The following is a 21,786-nucleotide window of genomic DNA, read 5'->3' as shown; positions in this document are numbered from 1 at the left end:
CGGGCGGCGGCGAACGTTCAACCGCTCTTCTTCCGCGCGGCCGTCGACCGGCTCTTGCGCGCGGCCCCCACCTTCACGGTGACGACCTCGGGCATGGGCCCCGTCGTGGGCGCGCCCGTCTCCGCGGTGGCCTTCTGCCGGCGCTTGAGGCGGCGCGGCGGCAGCAGGTCCGGCTCACCGGGCACCTTCTGGGCCAGGAAGATGGCCGCGTCCAGCTTGTAGAAGCTGCGCGTCCGGTACCACGCCAGCGCGGACTCGTTGTTCTCCGCCACCTCCAGCACGAGGTGCGTGCAGCCCCGCGTCCTGGCCAGGTGCTGGAGCTGATCGAGCATGAAGCTGCCCACGCCTCGGCCCTGGTAGTCCGGATGGACGGCCAGCTCCTCCACGAAGAGCGGCCGCATGCCCCGCTTCTCGAACCAGCGCGGGTTCACCCAGTTGTCGTCTCCGGTGGCCTCGAAGGCGCACTCGGAGTATCCGACGATGCTCCCATCCACCTCGTAGAGGAGCTGTTCAATCCACTCGGAGGTGTAAACTTCCAGGAAGCGCCGCTTCGAACGGGGCCGTTGGTACTCCACCGTCTCGCGATTCACGTCGCGGAAGACGAGCTTGAGGAACTCCCAGGTCCGGTTCAGGTCGCGCCGGTGGATGCGGCGGACTCGGACTTCGAGTGAGTCCGGGGGGTTGGGAGTCTTGGCCTTCGGCATACGCCCGCCTCCTTAGCAGGCCGACGGAGGGACGCCCAGTCTCGTCGCGTGCCACGGCCCGACTGGGTGCTCTGCGACATCAGGAGGGTTGCCTCGCGGGGGGGTGGGAGGATGGAATGGGCGAAGTTTCCCCGGAATGCCCTGCCTGTGAGCTCCAACCCCATGACCCGACCCGCTGACGGGGACCTCCGCATCGACGAGGTCCTACGGAACACCTACCGGATTGTCTCCCTGCTGGGGCGGGGTGGGATGGGTTCCGTCTACCTGGCCCAACACCTGCGCCTTCCCGGCAAGCAGGTGGCGGTCAAGGTGCTGCGCGGCGGCGACCACCTGACGCCCGAAATCTTCGCGCGCTTCCGCCGCGAGGCGGAGATTGCCTCGCGCCTGGGCCACCCCAACATCGTCGAGGTGCACGACTACGACACCCTGGAGAACGGCAACCCGTTCCTGGTGCTGGAGTTCCTGCGCGGCGAGAGCCTCCAGTCCCGGCTGGAGCGCGGGCGCCTCCCCTTGGAGGACGTCGTTTCATTCACGCGGCAGATGGGCTCCGCGCTCCAGGCGGCCCACGGCGCTGGAGTCATTCACCGCGACCTCAAGCCGGCCAACGTGTTCCTCGTCCCCACCGACTCCGGCGGCGTGGTGGGCGAGCGCGTGAAGCTGCTCGACTTCGGCATCTCCAAGGTCCTCAGCTCCACGACGGTGCAGACGCAGGAGGCGACCATCATCGGCACGCCTCAGTACATGTCGCCCGAGCAGGCGCAGGGGAAGAACCGGGAGATTGACGCGCGCACGGACGTGTTCGCGCTCGGGTGCATCGTCTACGAGATGATGGCCGGCAAGCCCGTGTTCGGCTCGGGCAGCCTCGCGCAGATGATCTTCCGCGTCGTCTACGAGCCACCCGAGCCCCTGGCCCCGCTCTGCCCCGAAGCCTCGCCGGAGGCCATCTCCGCGGTGATGCGCGCGCTCGAGAAGAGCGCGAACGACCGCTATCCGGACGTCGCCTCCTTCATCGCGGACCTGACGGGCACCCCGCTGCATTCGCTGTCCACCACCTTCGGGGGCCAGCCCGCGCCGCGCCCCCAGGCGCCCGCGTCTGGCATTGCCCTGCCCTCCGAGGGCCCGCCCTCACTGTCCTCCACCGTCCCGCCCGGGAGCCTCAGGGTGGCCCCGGACACGGGACGTGAGGGCTTTGATTCCACGCTGCCTCCCGGCACGGGCCGGCTGGACCTGCCGCCATCCACGCCCCAGCCGCAGGGCTTCAGCCCCTCCGCCACGGGACAGATGGGCGTCGCGCAGCCGCAGGGCTTCAGCCCCTCCGCCACGGGCCAGATGGGCGTCGCGCAGCCCCAGGGCTTCAGTCCTTCCGCCACGGGACAGATGGGCGTCGCGCAGCCGTCGGCCGGGATGGACCCTCCGGGACTGGAGCCGACGCTCATCTCCAAGCAGGTCCCCGCCCTCCCCGCGCCCGAGCGCCCCGCGCAGCCGTCCACGGCCGTGAGCGTCCCCGTGCCCATCCCGGGCAGCGAGGCCGTCGCCGCCGCGGCCCTGCTGTCGGCCACGCCCTCCTCCACGGCGCCGGTGGCCGCGCCCAAGGGGAAGGGCGCCGTCATTGGCCTCACGGCCGCGGTCCTGCTGGCTTCGAGCTTGGGGCTCGTCTGGTGGCTGAAGGACACGAGCTCCGGCGCCGTCACGCCCCCGCCCCCCGTGGTGGACACGCGCCCGACGCTGGACCCGCCCATCGCCAACACGCAGCCGCCGCCTTCCGACCCGCAGGCCGTCGCGACGCCGCCGAATCCGCAAACCGGCACGACGGGCATTCAGCCGCCGCCTTCCGACCCGCCGACCGGCACCGACACGACGGGCACGACGCCTGGGGACGTGGTCGCGAACACGACGCCCGACAAGCCCGTGACGCCGCGCACGCCGCGTCCCGAGCCCAAGGAGACGCTGTCCGAACAAGTCCGCAAGCTCCTGAAGGAAGGAGAAACCGCGCTGGCCTCGGGTGACGCAGCCCGAGCCATCTCGTTGGCGCGCAGCAGCCAGCGGGCGCAGCGCTCCACCGCGGTGTACTCACTGCTCACCCGGGCCTACTGCCAGCAGAAGGACCTGGGAGGTGCGGTGAGTGAGTGGCCCAAGGTCGCGTCAGCGGAGCGTGCCAAGGTCCGGAAGTTCTGCCAGAAGCACGACATCGAGCTCTGAAACAGCGGGCCATCCGCGAAGGGGGGCCCTCATGCATCACGAGGTGATTCGCTTGAGAAACATGGTTGCAGTGATTGTGGCCGCGGTCACGCTGGGCGCTTCACAGGCCCTGGCTGCCGCGCCGGTCGAAGCGGGCAAGGTGTACTCCGGCTCGGAGGGCGAAGAGGTGGCCGTGGTGCCGCTCACGCCCCGCTCCGACAAGAAGTTCCTCCTCCGGGTGAAGGGCACGAGCTCCGAGTTCGACAACCTCGTGTTCCCCTACGAGCAGAACGACTGGAGCACCCGCAGCACCGAGCAGTTCAACTACAGCACCCAGTGGCGCGGCCGGAAGTACACGGCCCTGCACGTGCGCGACACCCGCTACGAGCTCTACGTCCCGGGCCGTCAGCGCCCCATCCGCATGACCTACGACGAGAAGAAGACCGCCGCGCTCAAAGCCGAAGAGGTCTACTCGGCGCACCAGAAGCAGATGAAGGACGGCACCCTGACGAAGCTGATGGCCTTCGACCGCAAGGGCGAGGAGTCCGGCCACGACAAGGAATATGCCGCCAGCCTCCTGGAGATGAACAACGCGTGTGGCACCTCGGTGTCCGCCCGCATCGACTGGAGCAGCATCGACGAGGACCAGCTCAAGGAGCTGGCCATCTCCAGCTTCTGCGGCACGCCGCTGACCACGCTCAAGGACCTGTGCAGCGCGTCCGCCATCGCGAAGCAGACCGTCCAGGAGAAGGTGAAGCGGGTGAGCTGCCGCTTCGGTTCGGGCCTGGAGCCGAAGATTGAAGCGGACCACGTCATCTGGACGACGAACCGCGAAGTCTCCAATCAGGACAAGTTCGCCAACAAGTACTTCAAGCAGAACCTGTAGTCGGAGCCTCCACGATGCGATTCCAGCGTTTCGCCCTCGCGGCGATGTCGTTCGCCTGTACCGCCGCCATGGCGGCCGAGCCCATCCAGCCCCCCTGGGGCAAGGAGTCGAACCTCGGCGAGAAGATGATGTTGGAGGGCACGTCGGTGTGCACCGACGGCAAGGGCCACTTCGTGGCGCTCACGCCCGACGACGAGGACATCAACGCCGCCCTCTACTACGGCGATGGGAAGCAGTTCGTGCAGGTGGCCCACCCGGGCCCCTACACCTCGCCCACGTCCTTCCTGGACCCCCGCTTCTTCAACAAGGGCTCCAACCCCAACTTCCGCGGCATCGACTGGCGCGTCATGTCGGAGGTGGAGATCGACCGCAAGGAGCGCACCTGCAAGCTGCGCTGCGGTGAGAAGGACATCCCCCTCACCATGCTGGAGGGAGAGCCCGCCGCCGAGGTGCTGCGCAAGTCCACCTACCTGCCCAACCCGCAGAAGTTCCGCCCCTACGCGCTGCTGCGTGACACCAAGGGCGTCTACTACTTCGTGGACCGCGGCTTCCACGAGTCCGAGAAGAAGAACTACCGCGTCTTCATTGGACCTCGCGGTGGCCTCAAGGCGCAGAAGATGACCAACGTCATCTCCGACTCGGAGGGCGAAATCTTCTCCACCAAGCGCGGTGACCTCCGCCTGCTGCTCGACAAGGCGAAGCCCGCCATGTGGATTGAGAACACCAAGCGCCGCCACGAGCTGCGCCAGGTGCCCGTGGATGAGAACCTGCCGCTCATCTACAACGAGCTCGGTGTGTACGAGGGCCTCCGCCTGGGCACGCCCTGCGACGACCAGTAATCGTCCGCGCGGCGCACGAGGGCCGGGAGCCGGCGTCCCACGGACGTCTTCCCGGCCCTTCGTGTCTCCAGCGTCAGCGGCTCAACGCCGGGGCAGCGAGGCCTTCAACTCCGCCACGCTCGCCTTCAGCGCCGCCAGCTCCGCCTTGAGCGCGTCGAGCTCGGCGCTCTTCGCGTGCAGCTCCCGCGTCCGCCGCTCCAGCGCCTGGATGGCGGCCATGTTCACCCCGTCGATGTCGAGCATCCCGATGCTGGTGTCGTCGGTCCCCAGGCCGAACGCGGCGCGGAAATCCTGGGCCACGGGCCCCAGGTGGCGCACCTGCCCGTCCTCGCCCTTGTAGCGCCAGGACGCCACCGGCAGCCCCGCCACCTTCGCCAGGAGGGCCTCGCCGTCGACGTCGCGGAAGTCCTCCTTTAGGTTCCGGTCGGACGTGCAGGAGAACACGCCCGAGCCCGCCGGCAGGTCGCAGCCCGTCGACAGGCTGGAGCTGGTTCGCAGGCGGACGCCTCCCGCCGCGCGAATCATGAATTGGTTGTTCGCGGTGCTGGTGGACGCGGTGGTGGTCGACTCGTCACCCCAGATGAAGGAGCCCGTGCGCCCCCCCGTGGACACGCGATAGCCCAGCGCGACGCCGTAGTTCCCCTCCGCCTGGACGCGGTAGCCAATCGCCACGCTCCCCTGCCCCGTCGCGGTGTTGGTGTACCCCATGGCCGTGGAGGCGAAGCCGCTCGCGATGTTGGACGCGCCACTGGTGAAGCTCGCCGTTCCCGACGCCCGATTGGCCGAACCGAAGCACGTGGCCACCGTGCCGCTGGCGGCGCACTGGTCACCGAAGGAGAAGGCGCCGTACGCGCTGGCCCGGGTCCGGTTGCCGCCGGCCCACGAGTACTCGCCCACGTTGTCGTCGTCCCACTCGTCCAGCGCGGTGCCGGCGCGGAAGGCACCACGTGCCGGTGCCCACATGAGCCGCGTGCCGACACCACTGCTCATGGGAAGCGGCCCGTTGCCCGACACGAACTCGCCTCGGGACAGCAGGCCGCCGCCGGAATCCACCTTGAAGACGGGCAAGGCGTCCCACGCCGGCGCGGCGGCATGGGTGTTCGTGACGCGGAGCAACGGAACGGGTGACGCCACCGCGGCGGTCGCATCCACGAAGAGGCCGGACTTCGTGCTGACCGTCCCGGCGAGCGACAACGAGGCGTCCTGGGGCTGCGTCCCGTTCTGGATGTAGCCCTCGTTCCCCGGGAGCGGCGGGCGCGCGTCATGGAGGCGCGGGTCGTTCCCCTCCACGACCGTCCCCGGTCCGGCGCCGTAGGCGACGCTGACGACGTTGTCGTCGCCCAACCGGAGGCCCGAGCCCACCTCCCAGTTCTGGGCGGGTGGAGCCTCCGAACCACACCCCGTGGCGGCCAAGGTGAGGCAACTCAGCGCGACGAACACACGACTCCCCTGCATGGCGTCTCCTGATGTCGAATCTGGGTAGAAAACGACCTTGGCCGTTTTCCTTCGCGGGAAGGTCCATACTCCCACGGAGGGATTCCGGGGCGCCCATGCGTTGAGTGAACCTCCCGCCATGCGAGGGGGGATGCACCGATGCAACCTGCCGTCTGGGTCCTAGGCGCCGTGAGCCTGCTGATGTCCGGGTTGTTCCTCTTCACCGCCGTGCGGCTGGCGTCGGTGAGGAAGCGCTTCAAGCCGGTGCTCGACGTGGAGGCGGAACGCCAGCGCGTCACCGCGGAGCTGGAGCGCGCGAAGGCCGAGTCCGCCCACGCCCTGGCCGCCGAGCGCAACCGCGTGGCCGCGGAGCTGACGCGAGCCCGCGAGGATGCGGACACCGCCATCCGGAAAGCCCAGGCAGAGCTGCTCCGGGTGAAGGAGGAGAACGAGCGCGCCATCAGCCAGGAGCGCACGCGAACCCAGGGTGAGCTGACACGCCTGCGCGAACAGGCGGAGACGGCCGCGCGCGAGGCGGAGGTGCGACGCCAACAAGCCCAGGTCGAACGCTCCCAGCTCGAGAACGCCATCTCCCGGCTGAGCGCGGAGCTGCGGCCATTGGAGGAGGAAGCCGTCCTCCGCTCCTACGGGCTCTACAAACCCATCTACAACTTCTCCACATCGCAGAAGTACGAGGAGCGCCTGGACGACCTCCGCGAGCAGCAGAAGACGCTGCTCAAGGACAAGAAGGCCGCCTATTGCACCGCGGAGTGGGAGGTCAACGGCAGCAAGGCGGAGGGCCGCAAGCAGACGGAGCGCACGCTGAAGTTGATGCTGCGCGCCTTCAACGGCGAAGCGGACGCCTGCGTGGCCAAGGTGACGTACAAGAACGTCAAGGCGATGGAGGCGCGCATCCAGAAGGCGGCCGACGCCATCACCGAGCTCGCCAAGATTCAGCAGTGCTTCATCGACGCCAGGTACGTGAACCTCAAGCTGGACGAACTGCACCTGGCGCACGAGTACGAGGAGAAGCGCCAGCAGGAGAAGGACGAGCAGCGGCGCATCCGCGAACAGATGCGCGAAGAGGAAACCGCGCAGCGTGAGCTGGAGCGCGCCCGCCTCGAAGCCGAGCGCGAGGCCCGGCGCGACGAGGAAGCCCTGCGCAAGGCCCGCGCCGAATTCGAGCAGAGCACCGGCACGCAGCAGCAGAAGCTCCAGGAGCGCATCGCGGAGCTTGAGCGGCGCCTCGCCGAGGACCTGGAGCGACAGCGCGCGATCTCCCAGGCACAGCTCACCCGCACGGGGCACGTCTACGTCATCTCCAACATCGGCTCCTTCGGTGAAGACATCTTCAAGCTGGGCATGACGCGGCGGCTCGTCCCGCAGGACCGCATCGACGAGCTGGGCGACGCCTCCGTCCCCTTCGAGTTCGACGTCCACGCCATCATCCGCACCGTGGACGCGCCCAAGCTGGAGGCCGAGCTGCACCGCACGTTCGCCCACCGGCGCGTCAACCGCATCAACGAGCGCAAGGAGTTCTTCCGGGCGAGCCTGGACGAAATCGCCGACGCCGTGCGCAAGCACCACGGCGACTTCGAGCTGACGCGCGTGGCGGAGGCCGCCGAGTACCGCAAGTCGCTCGCCCTCACCGACGAGGAGCAGCGGACGAAGGAAGGGACGGCGAGACGTCCGGCCGCGTAGGCGCTCGGCCGCTACGACGCAGCGGGCCAGACATCCGGCGACCAACGCGCTGCGTCTATCGCGTCACGCGGAGGTGGCACGAAGCCGCGCACGCACGAAGCCCGTGCGTGGACGTCGCTCGTTGGCATCCCAAGGAGCTGCATCCGTCCTCGCGGTGACATGCGCTTCGACCGGAGGCGCTGGGACGGAATTGGAAACGTGGCATGTTGCGCCGCCATGGCCGTCAGCGTCTTCGACCTCTTCAAGATTGGCATCGGACCTTCCAGTTCGCACACCGTGGGCCCCATGCGGGCCGCGCGGATGTTCGCGCGCAAGCTGGCGGACGCGGGGCACGTGGAGCGACTCACGAAGCTCAAGGTGGAGCTGTTCGGCTCGCTGGGCGCGACGGGCAAGGGGCACGGCAGCGACAAGGCGGTGGTGCTCGGCCTGCTCGGTGAGACGCCGGAGGGCGTGGACGTGGAGTCCGTACCCGCCGTGATTTCCCGCTGGCGCGCCGAGGGCCGCCTGGCGCTGCTGGGTCAGCGCGAGGTGACGTTCCGAGACGGCGAGCACCTGGTGATGCACCGTCGGCGCTCGCTGCCCTTCCACCCCAACGGCATGCGCTTCACCGCCACCGGCCCCGACGGCGTGGAGCTGCTGTCCACCGTCTACTACTCCGTGGGCGGAGGCTTCGTCGTCGACGACACCGCGGCGGCGGCGGGCAAGGACCCGCTGACGAAGGACACCACGCCGCTGCCCTACCCCTTCCAATCCGCGGCGGCGCTGCTCGCGCACTGTGAGCGGGAGCGCATCAGCTTCAGCTCCATCATGCTGGCCAACGAGAAGACGTGGCGCGACGAGGCGGAGATTCGCGCCGGGCTGCTCCGCGTCTGGGACGTGATGCAGGCCTGTGTGCGCCGTGGCTGCACCAGCGGCGGCATCCTCCCGGGTGGCCTCAAGGTGGAGCGCCGCGCCGCGGGGATGTACCAGAAGCTCATCAGCCGCCCCGAGGCCGGCCTCACCAACCCGCTCACCGTGCTGGACTGGGTGAACCTCTACGCGCTGGCCGTGAACGAGGAGAACGCGGCGGGCGGGCGCGTCGTCACCGCGCCCACCAACGGCGCGGCGGGCATCATCCCCGCGGTGCTGCACTACTACTGGCGCTTCGTGCCGGGCGCCAACGAGGACGGCGTGGTGCGCTTCCTGCTCACCGCGGGGGCCATTGGCGTCCTCTACAAGGAGAACGCCTCCATCAGTGGCGCCGAGGTGGGCTGCCAGGGCGAGGTCGGCAGCGCGTGCTCCATGGCCGCGGGCGCGCTCACCGAGGTCATGGGCGGCACGCCGCTCCAGGTGGAGAACGCGGCGGAGATCGCCATGGAGCACAACCTGGGCCTCACCTGCGACCCCATTGGCGGCCTGGTGCAGGTGCCCTGCATCGAGCGCAACGCCATGGCCTCCGTGAAGGCCATCAACGCCACGCGCATGGCGCTCTCCGGCGACGGACGCCACTTCGTCAGCCTGGACAAGGTCATCCGCACCATGCGCGACACCGGCCGCGACATGAAGGACAAGTACAAGGAGACGGCGCGGGGGGGTTTGGCCGCCAACGTCCTGGAAGTGGCCAACCTGAGCGTGGGCCTCCCGGAGTGCTGAGCCGCGCGCTCCCGCCGACCTGGCGCCCACGCTGTGGGTGTCTTGCGCTTGGCACCGTCCGGCCTCTAAGACGCGCGGCTGGTGCGCGGCCGTCCCCCCCGCCACCGCCCAAGGACCCACCCCCATGCTCAAGAAGATTCTGGCCGGCCTCGCCGCCGCCATCCTGCTGTTCGTCGGCTTCGTCGCCACCCGTCCCGGCACGTTCACCTATCAGCGCAGCGCGGTGCTCCCCGTGTCCGCGGACATCGCCTTCCCGCTGGTGAACGACTTCCACCGTTGGACCGAATGGTCCCCGTGGGACGGGCTGGACCCGCAGCAGAAGCGCACGTACTCCGGCCCGGAGTCGGGGACGGGCGCGGACTACACCTGGGCGGGCAACGACCAGATTGGTGAAGGCCGGATGACCATCACCGACAGCAAGGTCAACGAGCAGGTCACCATCCGGCTGGAGTTCATCAAGCCCTTCGCCGCCACCAACACCACCACGTTCACCTTCAGCGCCGCCGAGGGTGGCACGCAGGTCGTCTGGGCCATGTCGGGCGAGAACAACTTCATCAGCAAGGCCATGGGCTTGTTCATGGACATGGACGCGATGATTGGAAAGGACTTCGAGCGGGGCCTGGCGACCCTGAAGGACGTCGCCGTGGCGGACGCCAAGAAGCACGCGGAGGCGGAGGCCACTCGCGCCGCGGAGAAGGCGCGCGCGGAAGCAGAGGCCGCCGCGCAGCCCGCGGAAGGCGCCCCGGCCGTGGCCGCTCCCGCCACGCCGTGATGCACGCCTGACGCTCCCGTGCAGGCAGGGGCCACACGGGAGCGTCACGTCGCGAACCGCGCGATCGTGGACACTGCCACGCGCGCGAGCGACCAATCGCCCAGGGAAGTGCCGACTCGCGGACGTCCCCACCCCCTGAAGTCACCGGGGTGGACGTGACGAGCGTAGACGGCTACCGCGCCAGCTCCACGGCGCCTTCACCCCTCTCGTTGGCGACAGGCCCCCATGAAAACGCGCAAGCCCTCGGCGAAGAGCCGGCCCACCACGCTCAAGGTCGAAAGCCTTGAACCGCACCGCATGCATGCGGAGGGCAAGGTCCTCACCACGGACCAGGGCATCCCCATCTCCGACACCGACAACTCGCTGAAGGCGGGCGTTCGCGGCCCCACGCTCCTGGAGGACTTCCACTTCCGGGAGAAGATGATGCGCTTCGACCACGAGCGCATCCCGGAGCGCGCTGTCCACGCGCGCGGCTCCGGAGCCCATGGCTACTTCCAGGTCTACAAGTCGCTGGAGAAGTACACCCAGGCGAGCTTCCTCACCGACCCGTCCCTGCGCACGCCGGTGTTCGTGCGCTTCTCCACCGTGGGCGGCTCACGCGGCTCGGCGGACACCGTCCGCGACGTGCGCGGCTTCGCCACCAAGTTCTACACGGAGCAGGGCAACTTCGACTTGGTGGGCAACAACATGCCCGTCTTCTTCATCCAGGACGGAATCAAGTTCCCGGACTTCGTCCACTCCGTGAAGCCGGAGCCGCACAACGAAATCCCGCAGGCGTCCTCCGCGCACGACTCGCTGTGGGACTTCGTGTCGCTCGTCCCCGAGACGTCGCACATGGTGATGTGGCTGATGTCCGACCGCGCCATCCCGCGCAGCTACCGGATGATGGAGGGCTTCGGCGTCCACACCTTCCGGCTGGTCAACGCGGAGGGAAAGGCGCACCTGGTGAAGTTCCACTGGAAGCCGCTGTTGGGCAACCACGCGCTCGCCTGGGACGAGGCCCAGAAGCTGTCCGGCAAGGACCCGGACTTCCACCGCCGCGACCTCTGGGATGCCATCGAGGCGGGCGACTTCCCCGAGTACGAGCTGGGGCTGCAAATCCTCCCCGAGGGTGACGAGCTGAAGTACGGCTTCGACCTCCTGGACGCCACCAAGCTGCTGCCCGAGGAGCTTGTGCCGGTGCAGCGCGTGGGCAAGCTGACGCTCAACCGCAACCCGGACAACTTCTTCGCGGAGACGGAGCAGGTCGCCTTCTGCGTGGCCAACGTGGTGCCGGGCATCGACTTCACCAATGACCCGCTGATGCAGGCACGGCTGTTCTCGTACCTGGACACGCAGCTCACGCGGCTGGGTGGCCCCAACTTCGCGGAGCTGCCCATCAACAAGCCCGTGTGCCCCGTCACCAACCACCAGCAGGACGGCTTCGGGCGGCACACCATCCCCACGTCGCGGGCCAACTACCACCCCAACACACTGGGCGGCGGCTGCCCGGTGCTGGCCAACCCGGCCATGGCCTTCCACCACCGCCAGGAGCGCGTGGAGGGGCACAAGATTCGCGCGCGCAGCAACAGCTTCAGCGACCACTTCAGCCAGGCCACGCTCTTCTACAAGAGCCTGTCCAAGCCCGAGCAGGAGCACGTCGTCGCCGCGCTCGAGTTCGAGATTGGCAAGGTGGAGCGCGTGGAGATTCGCGAGCGCGTGGTGAACCAGATTCTGGTGAACATCGACCCGGCGCTGGCCGCGCGCGTGGCCCGGGCGGTGGGCGTCGAGCCGCCCAAGGCCACCAAGCCGGCCAAGGCCCCCAAGGCCTCGGGCAAGAAGGGGGCGCCCTCGGTGGACACGTCTCCCGCCCTCAGCATGGAGAACTCGCCGCACGACTCCATCAAGACGCGCAAGATCGCCGCCCTGGTGTCGGACGGCTTCGCCGGCAAGGAGCTGGACGGCGTGCGCAAGGCGCTCGCGGAGCGCGGCGCGACGCTGGAGGTGGTGGGCCCCACGCTGAGCCCGGTGACGAGCCTGGAGGGCCGGGAAGAGCGGCCCCTGCGCACCTTCGCCAACACGTCCTCGGTGACGTACGACGCCGTCTACGTGCCCGGTGGCGAGAAGAGCGTCGCGGCCCTGAAGCGCGTGCCCCAGGCGGTGGACTTCGTGCGCGAGGCCTACATCCACTGCAAGGCCCTGGCGCTGTCCGCGGACGCCGTCCTGCTGCTGAGCGCCGCGGGCGTGGACGACCTGGAGCCGGCCCCCACGAAGGGCGTGGAGGCCATGCGAGGCGTCGTCCGCAGCGCGAAGACGGAGACGAAGGGCTTCGGGCAGCTCTTCGCCGAGGCCATCGCCAAGCGTCACTGGGAGCGTGAAACGCCGCTGGCGTAGCTCAGCCGCCCGTCCCCATCCGCCCCGCGAGCAGGCCCAACGCGAAGGCCAGCGCGGCCAGGAGTCCCGCCCACAGGGGTGGGACTCCTTTCGTCCGGGAGCCCGCCGCCGGGCCTTGGACGCGGACCGCCGCGGCTTCCTCCGGGATGATGACCCGGACCTTGATGACGGCCTGGAGGAGCACCGCCTCCACGTCGTTGAGGAAGCGCTCGTACTCCTCGGGCGCCAGCTCCAGCGGCTCGCCGTGGTGGACTTCGTAGCGTTTGGCCACCGCCTCGAAGTTGCGAAGCTGCGCCTCGCGCTTCGACACGTCCACCCAACCGCACGTCAGCGAAGGCCCGCTGCCCTTGCGCGGCACCAGGGAGATGGCCTGCCGCGCGAGCTTGCCACCCGCGGTGCTGGGCCCCTCCGGCTCGTCGATGCGCAGCACGCGGTGCGGCCCGCGCCCGTACATCTTCTTCGACAGGGCCTCGCGAAGCTGCTCCGCGAGCAGCGCCGAGTGGTTGGCGAACATCGTCCGCAGCGCGGGCGCCTCGTCCTCCGCCGCCTTCACCTTCGCGCCCAGGGGCTCCAAGGGACTCAAGCGCACCACGCCCAGGCTGGCCGGCGCCTCGCTGGCACGTGGGGGGCTGGGGCGCTTGTCCCCTCCCGCCGCAAGCCAGCCCGTGGGCTTCGCCGGCGGTCCCCCCGCGCGCGCGGCGGGCAGCTTCTGCGGCATGACCTCCGTCTGCACCTCGGTGGCGGGGGGCGGTGGCGGCGCGGCCCGAGAGGGCTTGCCGCGGGCACGAGGCTTCTCGGACCGGGGCAGGGGCAAGGCCTCCTCCTCCTCGGCCTCCATGAGGGTCTCCTCGGTGAGAGGGTCCACCACCCCCATCCGCGTCTCCTCGAAGCGCGGCTCCACCGGGCCCATGCGGGTCTCCTCGAAGCGCGGCTCCACGGGCCCCATCCGCGTCTCCTCGGGGCGCGTCAGGAGCGGAATGTCGCGCGTCGCGTCCTCGTCCTCGTCGAGCGAGCTGTGTCGCTCGTCGGAGCGCCCCGGGCGACCGGGTCGCCTGTTCCCGTCAGGCATGTCCGTCCCTCACCGGGACGAGCATACTTCAAGGCCCGGAACGCGCTCCTTCATGGACGTCCGGGCCTTCCGTGCCCCCGGCTCAGGCCCCCGGGGCCGGGGCCGGCGTCTCGCCGCGAGGCAGGACGACCTGCGCCACCAGGCTCAGCGCCACCACCAGCGCGCAGCCGATGACGTTGAACCAGAGGTAGCCGACGTCGGAGAGGAAGAAGAGGCCAATCACCGCAGTCTGGGAGACGACGGCAGCGGCGAACACGGCATGCCCGCGCACGTGCTTCACGAAGAAGGCGACCAGGAAGATGCCCAGCACCGTGCCGTAGAAGATGGACCCCAGGATGTTGACCGCCTGGATGAGGTTGTCGAGCAACGACGCGAAGGTCGCGAAGCCCACGGCCACCAATCCCCAGAACACGGTGAACAGCTTCGAGGCCACCAGCACGTGCCGGTCCGAGGCATTCTTGTGGAACACGCGTCGGTAGAAATCCACCGTCGTCGTCGCGCCCAGGGCGGTCAGCTCGCTGGCGATGGAGCTCATGGCCGCGGAAAGAATGACCGCGATGAGCAGGCCAAACAGGCCGCTGGGCAGCCAGCGCTTCACGAAGGTGATGAAGATGTAATCGGAGTCCTTCGTCTCCGCGCCCGGCAGCGCGCGGACCACCATCTCCTTGGCCTCCTTGCGGACCGCGCTGGCCTCCTGCTCCGCGTTCTGGAGCAGGGAGCGAGACGTCTCCCCGGCCACGGCATCCCCCGCTTCCACGGCCGCGAGGTAGCGCTCCACCTCGGCGCGCTTGCGGGTCTGGACGTGCTCCCACTTCGACTCCAGCGCGGCGTACTCGCCCGCCTGCGCCGTGCCCTGCACGCGCGTGCGCAGCGTCTCGTTGAAGAGCAGCGGCGGCGTGCTGAACTGGTAGAAGACGAAGACGAGAATCCCGACGAACAGGATGAGGAACTGCATCGGGATTTTCAGCACGCCATTGAAGAGCAGCCCCAGCCGGCTCTCGGAGACGGAGCGCCCCGACAGGTAGCGCCCCACCTGCGACTGGTCCGTGCCGAAGTACGACAGCGACAGGAAGAGGCCGCCCGTCATGCCGGACCAGAAGTTGTAACGGTCCGACATGTCGAAGTCGAAGCTCACCACGTTCATCCGGCCAAAGGCGCCCGCGACGTCCACGGCCTTGCCGAACGACATGTGCTCGGGCAGCCGCCAGACGATGACAATCGCCGCCACCACCATGCCGCCCATCATCACCACCATCTGCTGCTTCTGCGTCTGGCTCACCGCCTTGGCGCCGCCCGTCACCGTGTAGAGGATGACCAGCGCGCCCATTCCGACGACAGTGGGCTCCAGCGGCCAGCCGAGGATGGCGGACAGGATGATGGCTGGCGCGTAGATGGTGATGCCCGCCGCCAGGCCGCGCTGGATGAGGAAGAGGAAGGCGCCCAGCAGCCGCGTCTTCAGGTCGAAGCGCGACTCCAGGTACTCGTACGCGGTGATGACGTTCAGCCGGTAGTAGATGGGGACGAAGACCGCGCTGATGATGATCATCGCGATGGGCAGTCCGAAGTAGAACTGCACGAACCGCATGCCATCTTCGTACGCCTGCCCGGGCACGGACAGGAAGGTGATGGCGCTCGCCTGCGTGGCCATCACCGTCAGGCCGATGGTGGGCCACTTCAAATCGCGGCCTCCGCGCAGGTAATCCTCACTGGTGCCCGCCCCCCGGGACTTCCAGAGGCCCCATCCCACGATGAAGGCAATCGTCCCGCCCAGGACAAGCCAGTCGAGCCCCGTCATGTGTACACCTCGGTGAGGACCCAACCCACGACGACGAACGCCACGAAGGTGGCCATGACCAGGAGGTAGATGTTCCGCCACGAGCCGAGCAGCGGCGGGGCGTCATCGAGCTCGGGCCGGGGCGCGCTGGCCTCGGCCGTGGGCTCACGGGGCGTCAGGTTGGGAGCAGTGCTCATGGAGACAGGATGTTGGCCAGAAGCCGGTAGGCGCCGGGGACCCCGGCGGGGAGCTGACGGAAGAAGGAGAGCCCCGTGTAGACGAACGTGCCCTTGCCATGACGGGCGACGAGCAGCGCCCCCTGGAGCGGCGCCTCATCGGCGTCCCGCAGGGAGAACACCGGGCGGTAGCGGGAGTCCCACGACGACGCGAAGTAGAGGCCGCGCTCCTGGACCCAGCCCGCGAAGTCCGCGGGCGACAGCGCGTTGGGCGCGCGCAGCAACGGCTCGTCCGGGGACACCGGCGTCATCGCCGCCGTCTCGTCCGTCACCCGGTCTCGGCCAATCTCCAGCGGATAGGGACTCACCAGCGAGGTGAGCGGCCCCACGCGGCTGTTGGTGTTGTACTGGACCACCAGCCGGCCGCCGCCCTCCACGTAGCGGAGCAGCCGCTCCCGGTGGGCGTAGAGGTGCGGGTTGGCGTTGAAGGCGCGCACGCCCACGAGGATGGCGTCGAAGCGCTCCAGGGGCTCCAGCGCGAGCCGCTCATCCGGCAGCAGCGTCACCTCGTAGCCCACCTCGCTCAGGCTCTCCGCCACGCGGTCGCCCGGACCCGGGATGTAGCCAATGCGCTTGCCCTTGGTCGCCAGCGTGAAGGGCACTAGCGTGGCCACGGACGGCTGACGCACCGTCAGCGGCGGGATGTGCGCGTAGGACACCGAACGCGCCTTCCACGACCAGGCGCGGTCCCCGACGTCCACCCAGGCACGCAGCTCCGCCTTCTCGGTGCTCCCGCGCGGCGGCGTCACCTGGAAGCGCAAGGTGCGCTCATCGCCCCGCGCCGCGAGTTTGAATTCCACGGACGCGGGCTCCACGCGCCACCCCCGCGGAACCTCCAAACGGACGGTGCCCGGAGCGTTGTCCATGCCCGCGGAGACCACCACGTTCACCGCCCGGCCCTCGCCGTTGGGGAACATGATGACGTCCTGCTGCAGCGTCGCGGTCAGCGGCGGGACAACCTCGAAGTCGCGGTAGAGCTCGCCGCGCACAGGGTCCGTCCAGACGTAGACGACAGGCCGGACGGCGCGGAAGCGGCGCCCCGCCACCTCGTACTCGAACGACACCTCCAAGGCGGGACCGCCCTCCGGCTGACCGGTGAGCGCGCGGTCCTTCTCGTCCAGGGCATAGAGACCGCCGCTCACGGGCTCGCGGAGCCAGTACGGCGTGGAGATGCGCGCCGATATCGGAAGCGGCACCGAGCGCTTGAGCTTCACGGGCGTGTTCTCACCCAGCGCCTGCCCCACGGCCTCGGGCTTCTCGCCCGGGAGCGTCATGCCCACCCACTTGAGCGAGGCCGGTGAGCGGTTCAGCGCCACGGCCTCCACCTCCACCGCGGCGCCGGGAACGCCCATGGGGCTGGCGGCTCGCGCTTCCAGGAACAGCCCGGCGCACGCGGCGATGAGCGCCTCCGTCTCCCGCAGCTTGACGGCCTTCCCCGGGTGGGAGTCCGGCAGCGCGGTCAGCGCATCGTGCACCCGCACGAGCGCGGGCAGGGAGCGGTGAGGCGCGGACACATCGAAGGACTTCGTCGCGGCGCTCACCGCGCGGGCCACGGCCTCACTGCCCTTCCAACGCTTCCACGAGAAGTCGAGCCCCTCGAACACGTCACGCTTCGGCAGCGTCCCCGCCAGCGGCGTGAAGTACTCCATGCTGGGGCCGCGGTCCGCCGCGGCGCCGAAGCCCTGGCTCTTGTGCTGGCTCCGGCTCTCCGCGGCCACCTCGCCCCACGAACGCCCGAGCAGCGCGTCGTAGCCGCCCACGTCCAGCCGCAGGTAGCGGGACAGGTCCTCGTCGGGCTTGAACCACCATTGGGAGGCGTTCTGCAGCAGGCGGTTCGCCTTCCACGGCTTCACCTCGGTGAGCTGCTCGGGGAAGCGCTTCGGGTCCGCCGCCGCGACGAAGGCCTCCGCCGCCAGCAACGCGGAGGCCGTGTGGTGGCCGTGATTCGGAGGCTCCGTGGTGAAGCGGGTGATGATGACGTCCGGCTGGAAGCGGCGGATGGCGAGGACGACGTCGGCCAACACCGCGTCATGGCCCCAGATGCGCAGCGCCTCCTCCGCGCTCTTCGAGTAGCCGAAGTCGCGCGCCCGCGTGAAGAACTGCTCCGCGCCGTCCACGGTGCGCGCCGCGAGCAGCTCGTGCGTGCGGATGAGCCCGAGCAGGGCGTCCTGTTCCGTGCCGATGAGGTTCTGCCCGCCATCGCCCCGCGTCACGGACAGGTAACCCGCCCGCAGGCCCTTGGCGCCAACCAGCCATGCGAGCAGGCGCGTGTTCTCGTCATCCGGGTGCGCGGCGACGTACAGCACGCTGCCCGTCACGCCCAGCCGCTTCAGGCCCGCCGCGATTTCACCTGCGTGGGGTTGCCGAGGAGGCTGAGCCACCGCCGTCGACCCGAATCCAAGGCTCATGGCCAGCGTCATTCCCAGGAGGAGGTTCCGCATCCGGGCGGACCCTATAACAAGCCTCCCGCGTGCGCGCGGACCACGTTCGTGGTGAGGCCTCGCACGCCGACACGCTCGCACCCGACGTGCAGGCATGCACTTCTGGTGGCATGCCAGCGGCGACCTGTTATCACGGCATGCCGTGACGTCCTCGTTCTCGACCGCGTGGCTTCGTGGAGATGCGGCAGCGCTCTCCTTCCTCTCCGATGACTACCGACACCGAGACGCCCGCGCCCGCGCCGTGGACGCCGCCGCGTCGCGCACGGTCTCGCCCGCGCTGCTCGACGTGCTGCGAGTCCAGAACGCGCGCCTCGCCCCCAGCCCCGCGCGCGAGCACCACCTCGCGCTGCTCGCCCAGCCCGGCACCGTGGTCGTGGTGACGGGCCAGCAGATGGGCCTCTTCCTGGGCCCGCTGTACACGCTCTACAAGGCCGCGTCCGCCATCGTCACCGCGCGGGCACTTCGGGAAGAAACGGGCCGGCCCTGTGTTCCCCTCTTCTGGCTCCAGACGGAGGACCACGACCTCCCGGAGATTGACCACTGTGTCATCCCACGCCCGAGCGGAGGGCCCTGTCGCCTGGCGCTCGAGCTGAAGGACGCAGCAACGTCTCGAGCGCCCATCGCCCACTGTCACCTCGGCCCGAGCGTCCTCCCCGCCCTGGCCACCCTCCGCGCCGAACTGGGAGACGAACCCCACGCCGAGGAAATCCTCTCCCTGCTGGAGCGGGCCTACCGCCCGGAAGCCACGCTCGCGGGAGCCTTCACCGACGTCCTCTCCGCCCTCTTCGCCGACGAGGGCCTCGTCTTCATCGACCCGCGTGACGCACGGCTGGCGCCGCTCGCCGCGCCCGTGCACCGCTTCGCGCTCGAGGAAGCCGCGGCGCTCTCCACCGCGCTCGCGGGCCGGGTGGAGGCGCTGTCCTCCGCCGGCTATGCCGTGCAGGTCCACATCCGCCCGGGCGCGCCGCTCAGCTTCTATTCGCCAGGCGCCCTCGACGGACCTCGCTACCGGCTGGACCCGGCGGGCCCGGACGCCTGGAGCCTGGTGGGCCATCCGGAGAACGCGACCCTCACGAGCGACGCGCTGCGCGCAGCCCTGGAGCACGAGCCCCACCGCTTCACCACGTCCGCGTTGCTGCGGCCCCTCCTCCAGGACACCTGGTTTCCCACGGCGGCGTATGTCGGAGGTCCCGGCGAGCTGGCCTACTTCGCGCAACTGGCGCCGCTCTACGCCCACGCGAAGAAGCCCATGCCCCTGGCCATTCCGCGGTCGCGCTTCCGCGTGCTCGATGACCGCACGCGCCGCTGGCTGCACAAGCTGGGGCTCCAGCCCGACGAGGTCCAGGTGCCCCGGGATGCCCTGCTGACGAAGCTGGCCACGCGCGACGCCCCCGAGCCCCTGGCGTCTCCCGAGTCCCTGGAGGCGCGCCTCTTCGGCGCCTTCTCCGCGGAGCTGGAGCAACTCGCCGGGCAGGTGACGTCCGCGGACGCGAACCTCCAGGACGCGGTTCAACGCACGCGGGCCACGGTGCGCGTCGCGGTGTCCCGGCTGACGGGCCGCTACCGCCGCGCGCTCGCCCGGCTCGACACCACGGCCTCGGAGCGGGTGGACCGGCTGCGCGCCTTCCTCTTTCCCCATGACGCGCCCCAGGAGCGGGTGCTCGGGATGCCCTACTTCGCGGCGCGCATTGGAACGCGGGCCTTCACGCGGCAGGTGCTGGAGGCGTGCGTGCCCTTCTCCGGCGACTCGAAGGACCTGACACCATGAACGCCCCGGCCACGACGTTCGGCATCGACGTCCTCGCCTTCGGCCCGCATCCCGACGACGTGGAGCTCTTCTGCGGCGGGCTCCTCGCGAGCCTGGCCGCCCGGGGCTACCGCACCGGCATCGTCGACCTGACGCGCGGCGAGAAGAGCTCGCGCGGCACGCTTCAGTCCCGCGCAGAGGAGACCGAGGCCGCCAGCCGCGCGCTGGGGCTGGCCCACCGGGAGAACCTGGAGCTGCCCGACGGTTGGGTCAGTCCGTGGGCGGGCTTCGACACGCCCGAGCCCGAGCGCGCGCGCACCGCCGCCGTGACGCGCGTGGTGGAGACGCTGCGGCGCCTGCGCCCGGAGCTGGTCCTCGTCCCCTGGGAGAAGGAGCGGCACCCCGACCACGAGGCCACCAGCGCGCTGGTGACGCGGGCGCTCTTCTTCGCGGGCGTGCGCAAGTTCGACGCCGAGCCCACCGCGGAGCCCTTCACGCCCCGGCAGGTGCTGTACTACCCGCTGCGGCACCTCGCCGAGCCCAGCTTCATCGTCGACGTCTCCGGCGTCTACGAGCGCAAGCTGGCGGCGGTGCACTGCTACGCCAGCCAGGTGCTGCCCCGGCCGGATGCGCCCCCCACGCTGGTGGGCTCGCCGCTGTCGCTGTCCTCCCTGGAGGCCCGGGACCGCTTCTACGGCGCGCAGATTGGCGTCACCCACGGCGAGCCCTACGTCGTGCGTGAGGCGCTGGGCGTGACGGACCCGGTCGACCACTTCCGCAGGAATAGCTTCGCCAAGCCCCTGTTCTTCCCGGCACGCTCATGAATGCCCCGCTCAACGTGGCCATCACCTGCTTTCCAACCTTTGGTGGCAGCGGCATGGTCGCCACGGAGATTGGCCTCGCGATGGCGGACCGGGGCCACCGCGTCCACTTCATCGCCCGGGACTTGCCCGTGCGCCTCCACGGCGCGAACCGGAAGGTCTTCTTCCACGAGGTGACGGAGACCGACTACCCGGCGCTCCAGCAGTCCAGCACGTATCCCATCGCGCTGGCCTCGAAGATGATCGAGGTCGCCAACTACGAGCGCCTGGACATCCTGCACGTCCACTACGCCGTGCCCCACGCCACCGCGGCGTGGATGGCGCGCGAGGTGCTGGGACACAAGGCCCCGCGCGTCGTCACCACGCTGCACGGCACGGACACCACGCTGGTGGGCATCGACCCCAGCTACCTGCCCATCACGCGCTTCTCCATCATGCGCAGCGACGCGGTGACGGTGCCCTCCGCCTATCTGCGACGGGCGACGTGGAAGGGCTTCGACATTCCGGAGAGCGTCCCCATCGACGTCATCTCCAACTTCGTGGACACCGCGCGCTATGCGCCGGTGAGAGACCGCGCGTGCCTGCGGCCCCTCTTCCCGGCGCTGCGTGAGCCCGAGCCGGTGCTCATCCACATCTCCAACTTCCGTCCGGTGAAGCGCATCGCCGACGTGGTGGCCATCTTCACCGAGGTCCACAAGCGGCGGCCCTGCCGGCTGGTGATGATTGGTGATGGCCCGGAGCGCTCACCCGCCGAGCGCATGCTGCGCGAGAGGGGCCTGGAGGGCCGCGTCGCCTTCCTGGGCAAGCAGGACCGCTTCGAGGAGCTGCTCGCCGCGTCGGACGTCTTCCTCCTCCCGAGCGAACAGGAGAGCTTCGGGCTCGCGGCCCTGGAGGCCCTGAGCTGCGGCGTCCCCGTGGTGGCGAGCGATTTGGGCGGCATCCCCGAGCTCGTGACGCATGGAGAGACGGGCTTCCTCGCGCCGCTGGGCGACGTGCAGGCCATGGCCCAGCACGTGCTCACGCTGGTGGAGGACGCGGAGCGCTGGGTGGGATTCTCGCGGCGGGCGCGGGCTCGGGTGCTGGAGCACTTCCAGAAGGAGCCCGCCATCGACCGCTACGAGACGCTCTACCGCCAGCTCCTCGCGAGGCCCCATCGTCGCTGAGGGGCCTCGGGAGGCT

The 21,786-nt window shown here is 69.7% G+C and carries 16 protein-coding genes; 10 read left to right on the top strand and 6 right to left on the bottom strand.

Annotated features, from left to right (window positions below; genetic code table 11):
- Positions 1-17 precede the first annotated feature (17 nt).
- A complete protein-coding gene (locus tag A176_RS03525; RefSeq protein ID WP_002635947.1) occupies positions 18-704 on the bottom strand; it encodes a GNAT family N-acetyltransferase in 687 nt (228 codons plus the stop codon).
- A 162-nt stretch (positions 705-866) separates the two neighbouring features.
- Here A176_RS03525 and A176_RS03520 point away from each other — a divergent pair, with 162 nt between their 5' ends.
- The 3 genes from A176_RS03520 to A176_RS03510 all read left to right on the top strand — a co-directional run bounded on the left by A176_RS03520 (position 867) and on the right by A176_RS03510 (position 4,607).
- Positions 867-2,903 carry a serine/threonine-protein kinase gene (locus tag A176_RS03520; protein ID WP_044889813.1) on the top strand — a complete coding sequence of 679 codons (2,037 nt, stop codon included), beginning with the start codon at positions 867-869 and terminating at the stop codon, positions 2,901-2,903.
- A gap of 61 nt (positions 2,904-2,964) precedes the next feature.
- Positions 2,965-3,768 carry a hypothetical protein gene (locus tag A176_RS03515; protein WP_226994176.1) on the top strand — a complete coding sequence of 268 codons (804 nt, stop codon included), beginning with the start codon at positions 2,965-2,967 and terminating at the stop codon, positions 3,766-3,768.
- Positions 3,769-3,782: 14 nt separating this feature from the next.
- Positions 3,783-4,607 carry a hypothetical protein gene (locus A176_RS03510; protein ID WP_002635944.1) on the top strand — a complete coding sequence of 275 codons (825 nt, stop codon included), beginning with the start codon at positions 3,783-3,785 and terminating at the stop codon, positions 4,605-4,607.
- An 81-nt stretch (positions 4,608-4,688) separates the two neighbouring features.
- On the opposite strand, the gene A176_RS03505 is transcribed toward A176_RS03510, so the two are convergent.
- Positions 4,689-6,062 (bottom strand): tail fiber domain-containing protein, encoded by a 1,374-nt coding sequence (locus tag A176_RS03505; protein WP_021781134.1) that lies wholly within the window; start codon positions 6,060-6,062, stop codon positions 4,689-4,691.
- A gap of 138 nt (positions 6,063-6,200) precedes the next feature.
- Here A176_RS03505 and A176_RS03500 point away from each other — a divergent pair, with 138 nt between their 5' ends.
- From A176_RS03500 to A176_RS03485, 4 genes are all read left to right on the top strand, one after another.
- Positions 6,201-7,742, top strand: a complete 1,542-nt coding sequence (locus A176_RS03500) for an SNIPE associated domain-containing protein (protein WP_044889727.1) — start codon at positions 6,201-6,203, stop codon at positions 7,740-7,742.
- A 216-nt stretch (positions 7,743-7,958) separates the two neighbouring features.
- Positions 7,959-9,374 (top strand): L-serine ammonia-lyase, encoded by a 1,416-nt coding sequence (locus A176_RS03495; RefSeq protein ID WP_002635941.1) that lies wholly within the window; start codon positions 7,959-7,961, stop codon positions 9,372-9,374.
- A gap of 124 nt (positions 9,375-9,498) precedes the next feature.
- Positions 9,499-10,146 carry an SRPBCC family protein gene (locus A176_RS03490; protein ID WP_002635940.1) on the top strand — a complete coding sequence of 216 codons (648 nt, stop codon included), beginning with the start codon at positions 9,499-9,501 and terminating at the stop codon, positions 10,144-10,146.
- A gap of 225 nt (positions 10,147-10,371) precedes the next feature.
- Entirely contained in the window at positions 10,372-12,519 is a 2,148-nt protein-coding gene (locus tag A176_RS03485) for a catalase (protein WP_002635939.1), read from the top strand.
- A 1-nt stretch (position 12,520) separates the two neighbouring features.
- Here the strand turns inward: A176_RS03485 and A176_RS03480 are convergent, their stop codons facing one another.
- The 4 genes from A176_RS03480 to A176_RS03465 all read right to left on the bottom strand — a co-directional run bounded on the left by A176_RS03480 (position 12,521) and on the right by A176_RS03465 (position 18,039).
- Positions 12,521-13,588 carry a hypothetical protein gene (locus tag A176_RS03480; RefSeq protein WP_002635938.1) on the bottom strand — a complete coding sequence of 356 codons (1,068 nt, stop codon included), beginning with the start codon at positions 13,586-13,588 and terminating at the stop codon, positions 12,521-12,523.
- Positions 13,589-13,670: 82 nt separating this feature from the next.
- The gene (locus A176_RS03475) at positions 13,671-15,383 is read right to left on the bottom strand and encodes a sodium:solute symporter family protein (RefSeq protein WP_002635937.1); all 1,713 of its coding nucleotides are present in this window, start codon (positions 15,381-15,383) and stop codon (positions 13,671-13,673) included.
- Positions 15,380-15,559, bottom strand: coding sequence for a hypothetical protein (locus A176_RS03470; protein ID WP_002635936.1), 180 nt, complete (start codon positions 15,557-15,559; stop codon positions 15,380-15,382). The genes A176_RS03475 and A176_RS03470 overlap by 4 nt, the downstream gene beginning before the upstream one ends.
- Positions 15,556-18,039, bottom strand: a complete 2,484-nt coding sequence (locus A176_RS03465) for a PIG-L family deacetylase (protein ID WP_002635935.1) — start codon at positions 18,037-18,039, stop codon at positions 15,556-15,558. Before A176_RS03465 ends, A176_RS03470 begins: the two co-directional genes overlap by 4 nt.
- A 94-nt stretch (positions 18,040-18,133) precedes the next feature.
- Between A176_RS03465 and bshC the strand changes: the two genes are divergently transcribed.
- Genes bshC through bshA form a run of 3 tightly spaced genes read left to right on the top strand, consistent with a single transcriptional unit; the run spans position 18,134 to position 21,770 of the window.
- Positions 18,134-19,807: a bacillithiol biosynthesis cysteine-adding enzyme BshC gene (bshC, locus tag A176_RS03460; RefSeq protein ID WP_002635934.1), complete on the top strand. Its 1,674-nt coding sequence runs from the start codon at positions 18,134-18,136 to the stop codon at positions 19,805-19,807.
- Positions 19,804-20,610 (top strand): bacillithiol biosynthesis deacetylase BshB1, encoded by an 807-nt coding sequence (bshB1, locus tag A176_RS03455; protein ID WP_002635933.1) that lies wholly within the window; start codon positions 19,804-19,806, stop codon positions 20,608-20,610. Before bshC ends, bshB1 begins: the two co-directional genes overlap by 4 nt.
- Entirely contained in the window at positions 20,607-21,770 is a 1,164-nt protein-coding gene (gene bshA / locus A176_RS03450; RefSeq protein ID WP_002635932.1) for an N-acetyl-alpha-D-glucosaminyl L-malate synthase BshA, read from the top strand. Before bshB1 ends, bshA begins: the two co-directional genes overlap by 4 nt.
- Positions 21,771-21,786: the final 16 nt, after the last annotated feature.

The organism is Myxococcus hansupus (assembly GCF_000280925.3).
Taxonomy (GTDB): domain Bacteria; phylum Myxococcota; class Myxococcia; order Myxococcales; family Myxococcaceae; genus Myxococcus; species Myxococcus hansupus.
This window is presented reverse-complemented; position numbering and strand designations above follow the sequence as displayed.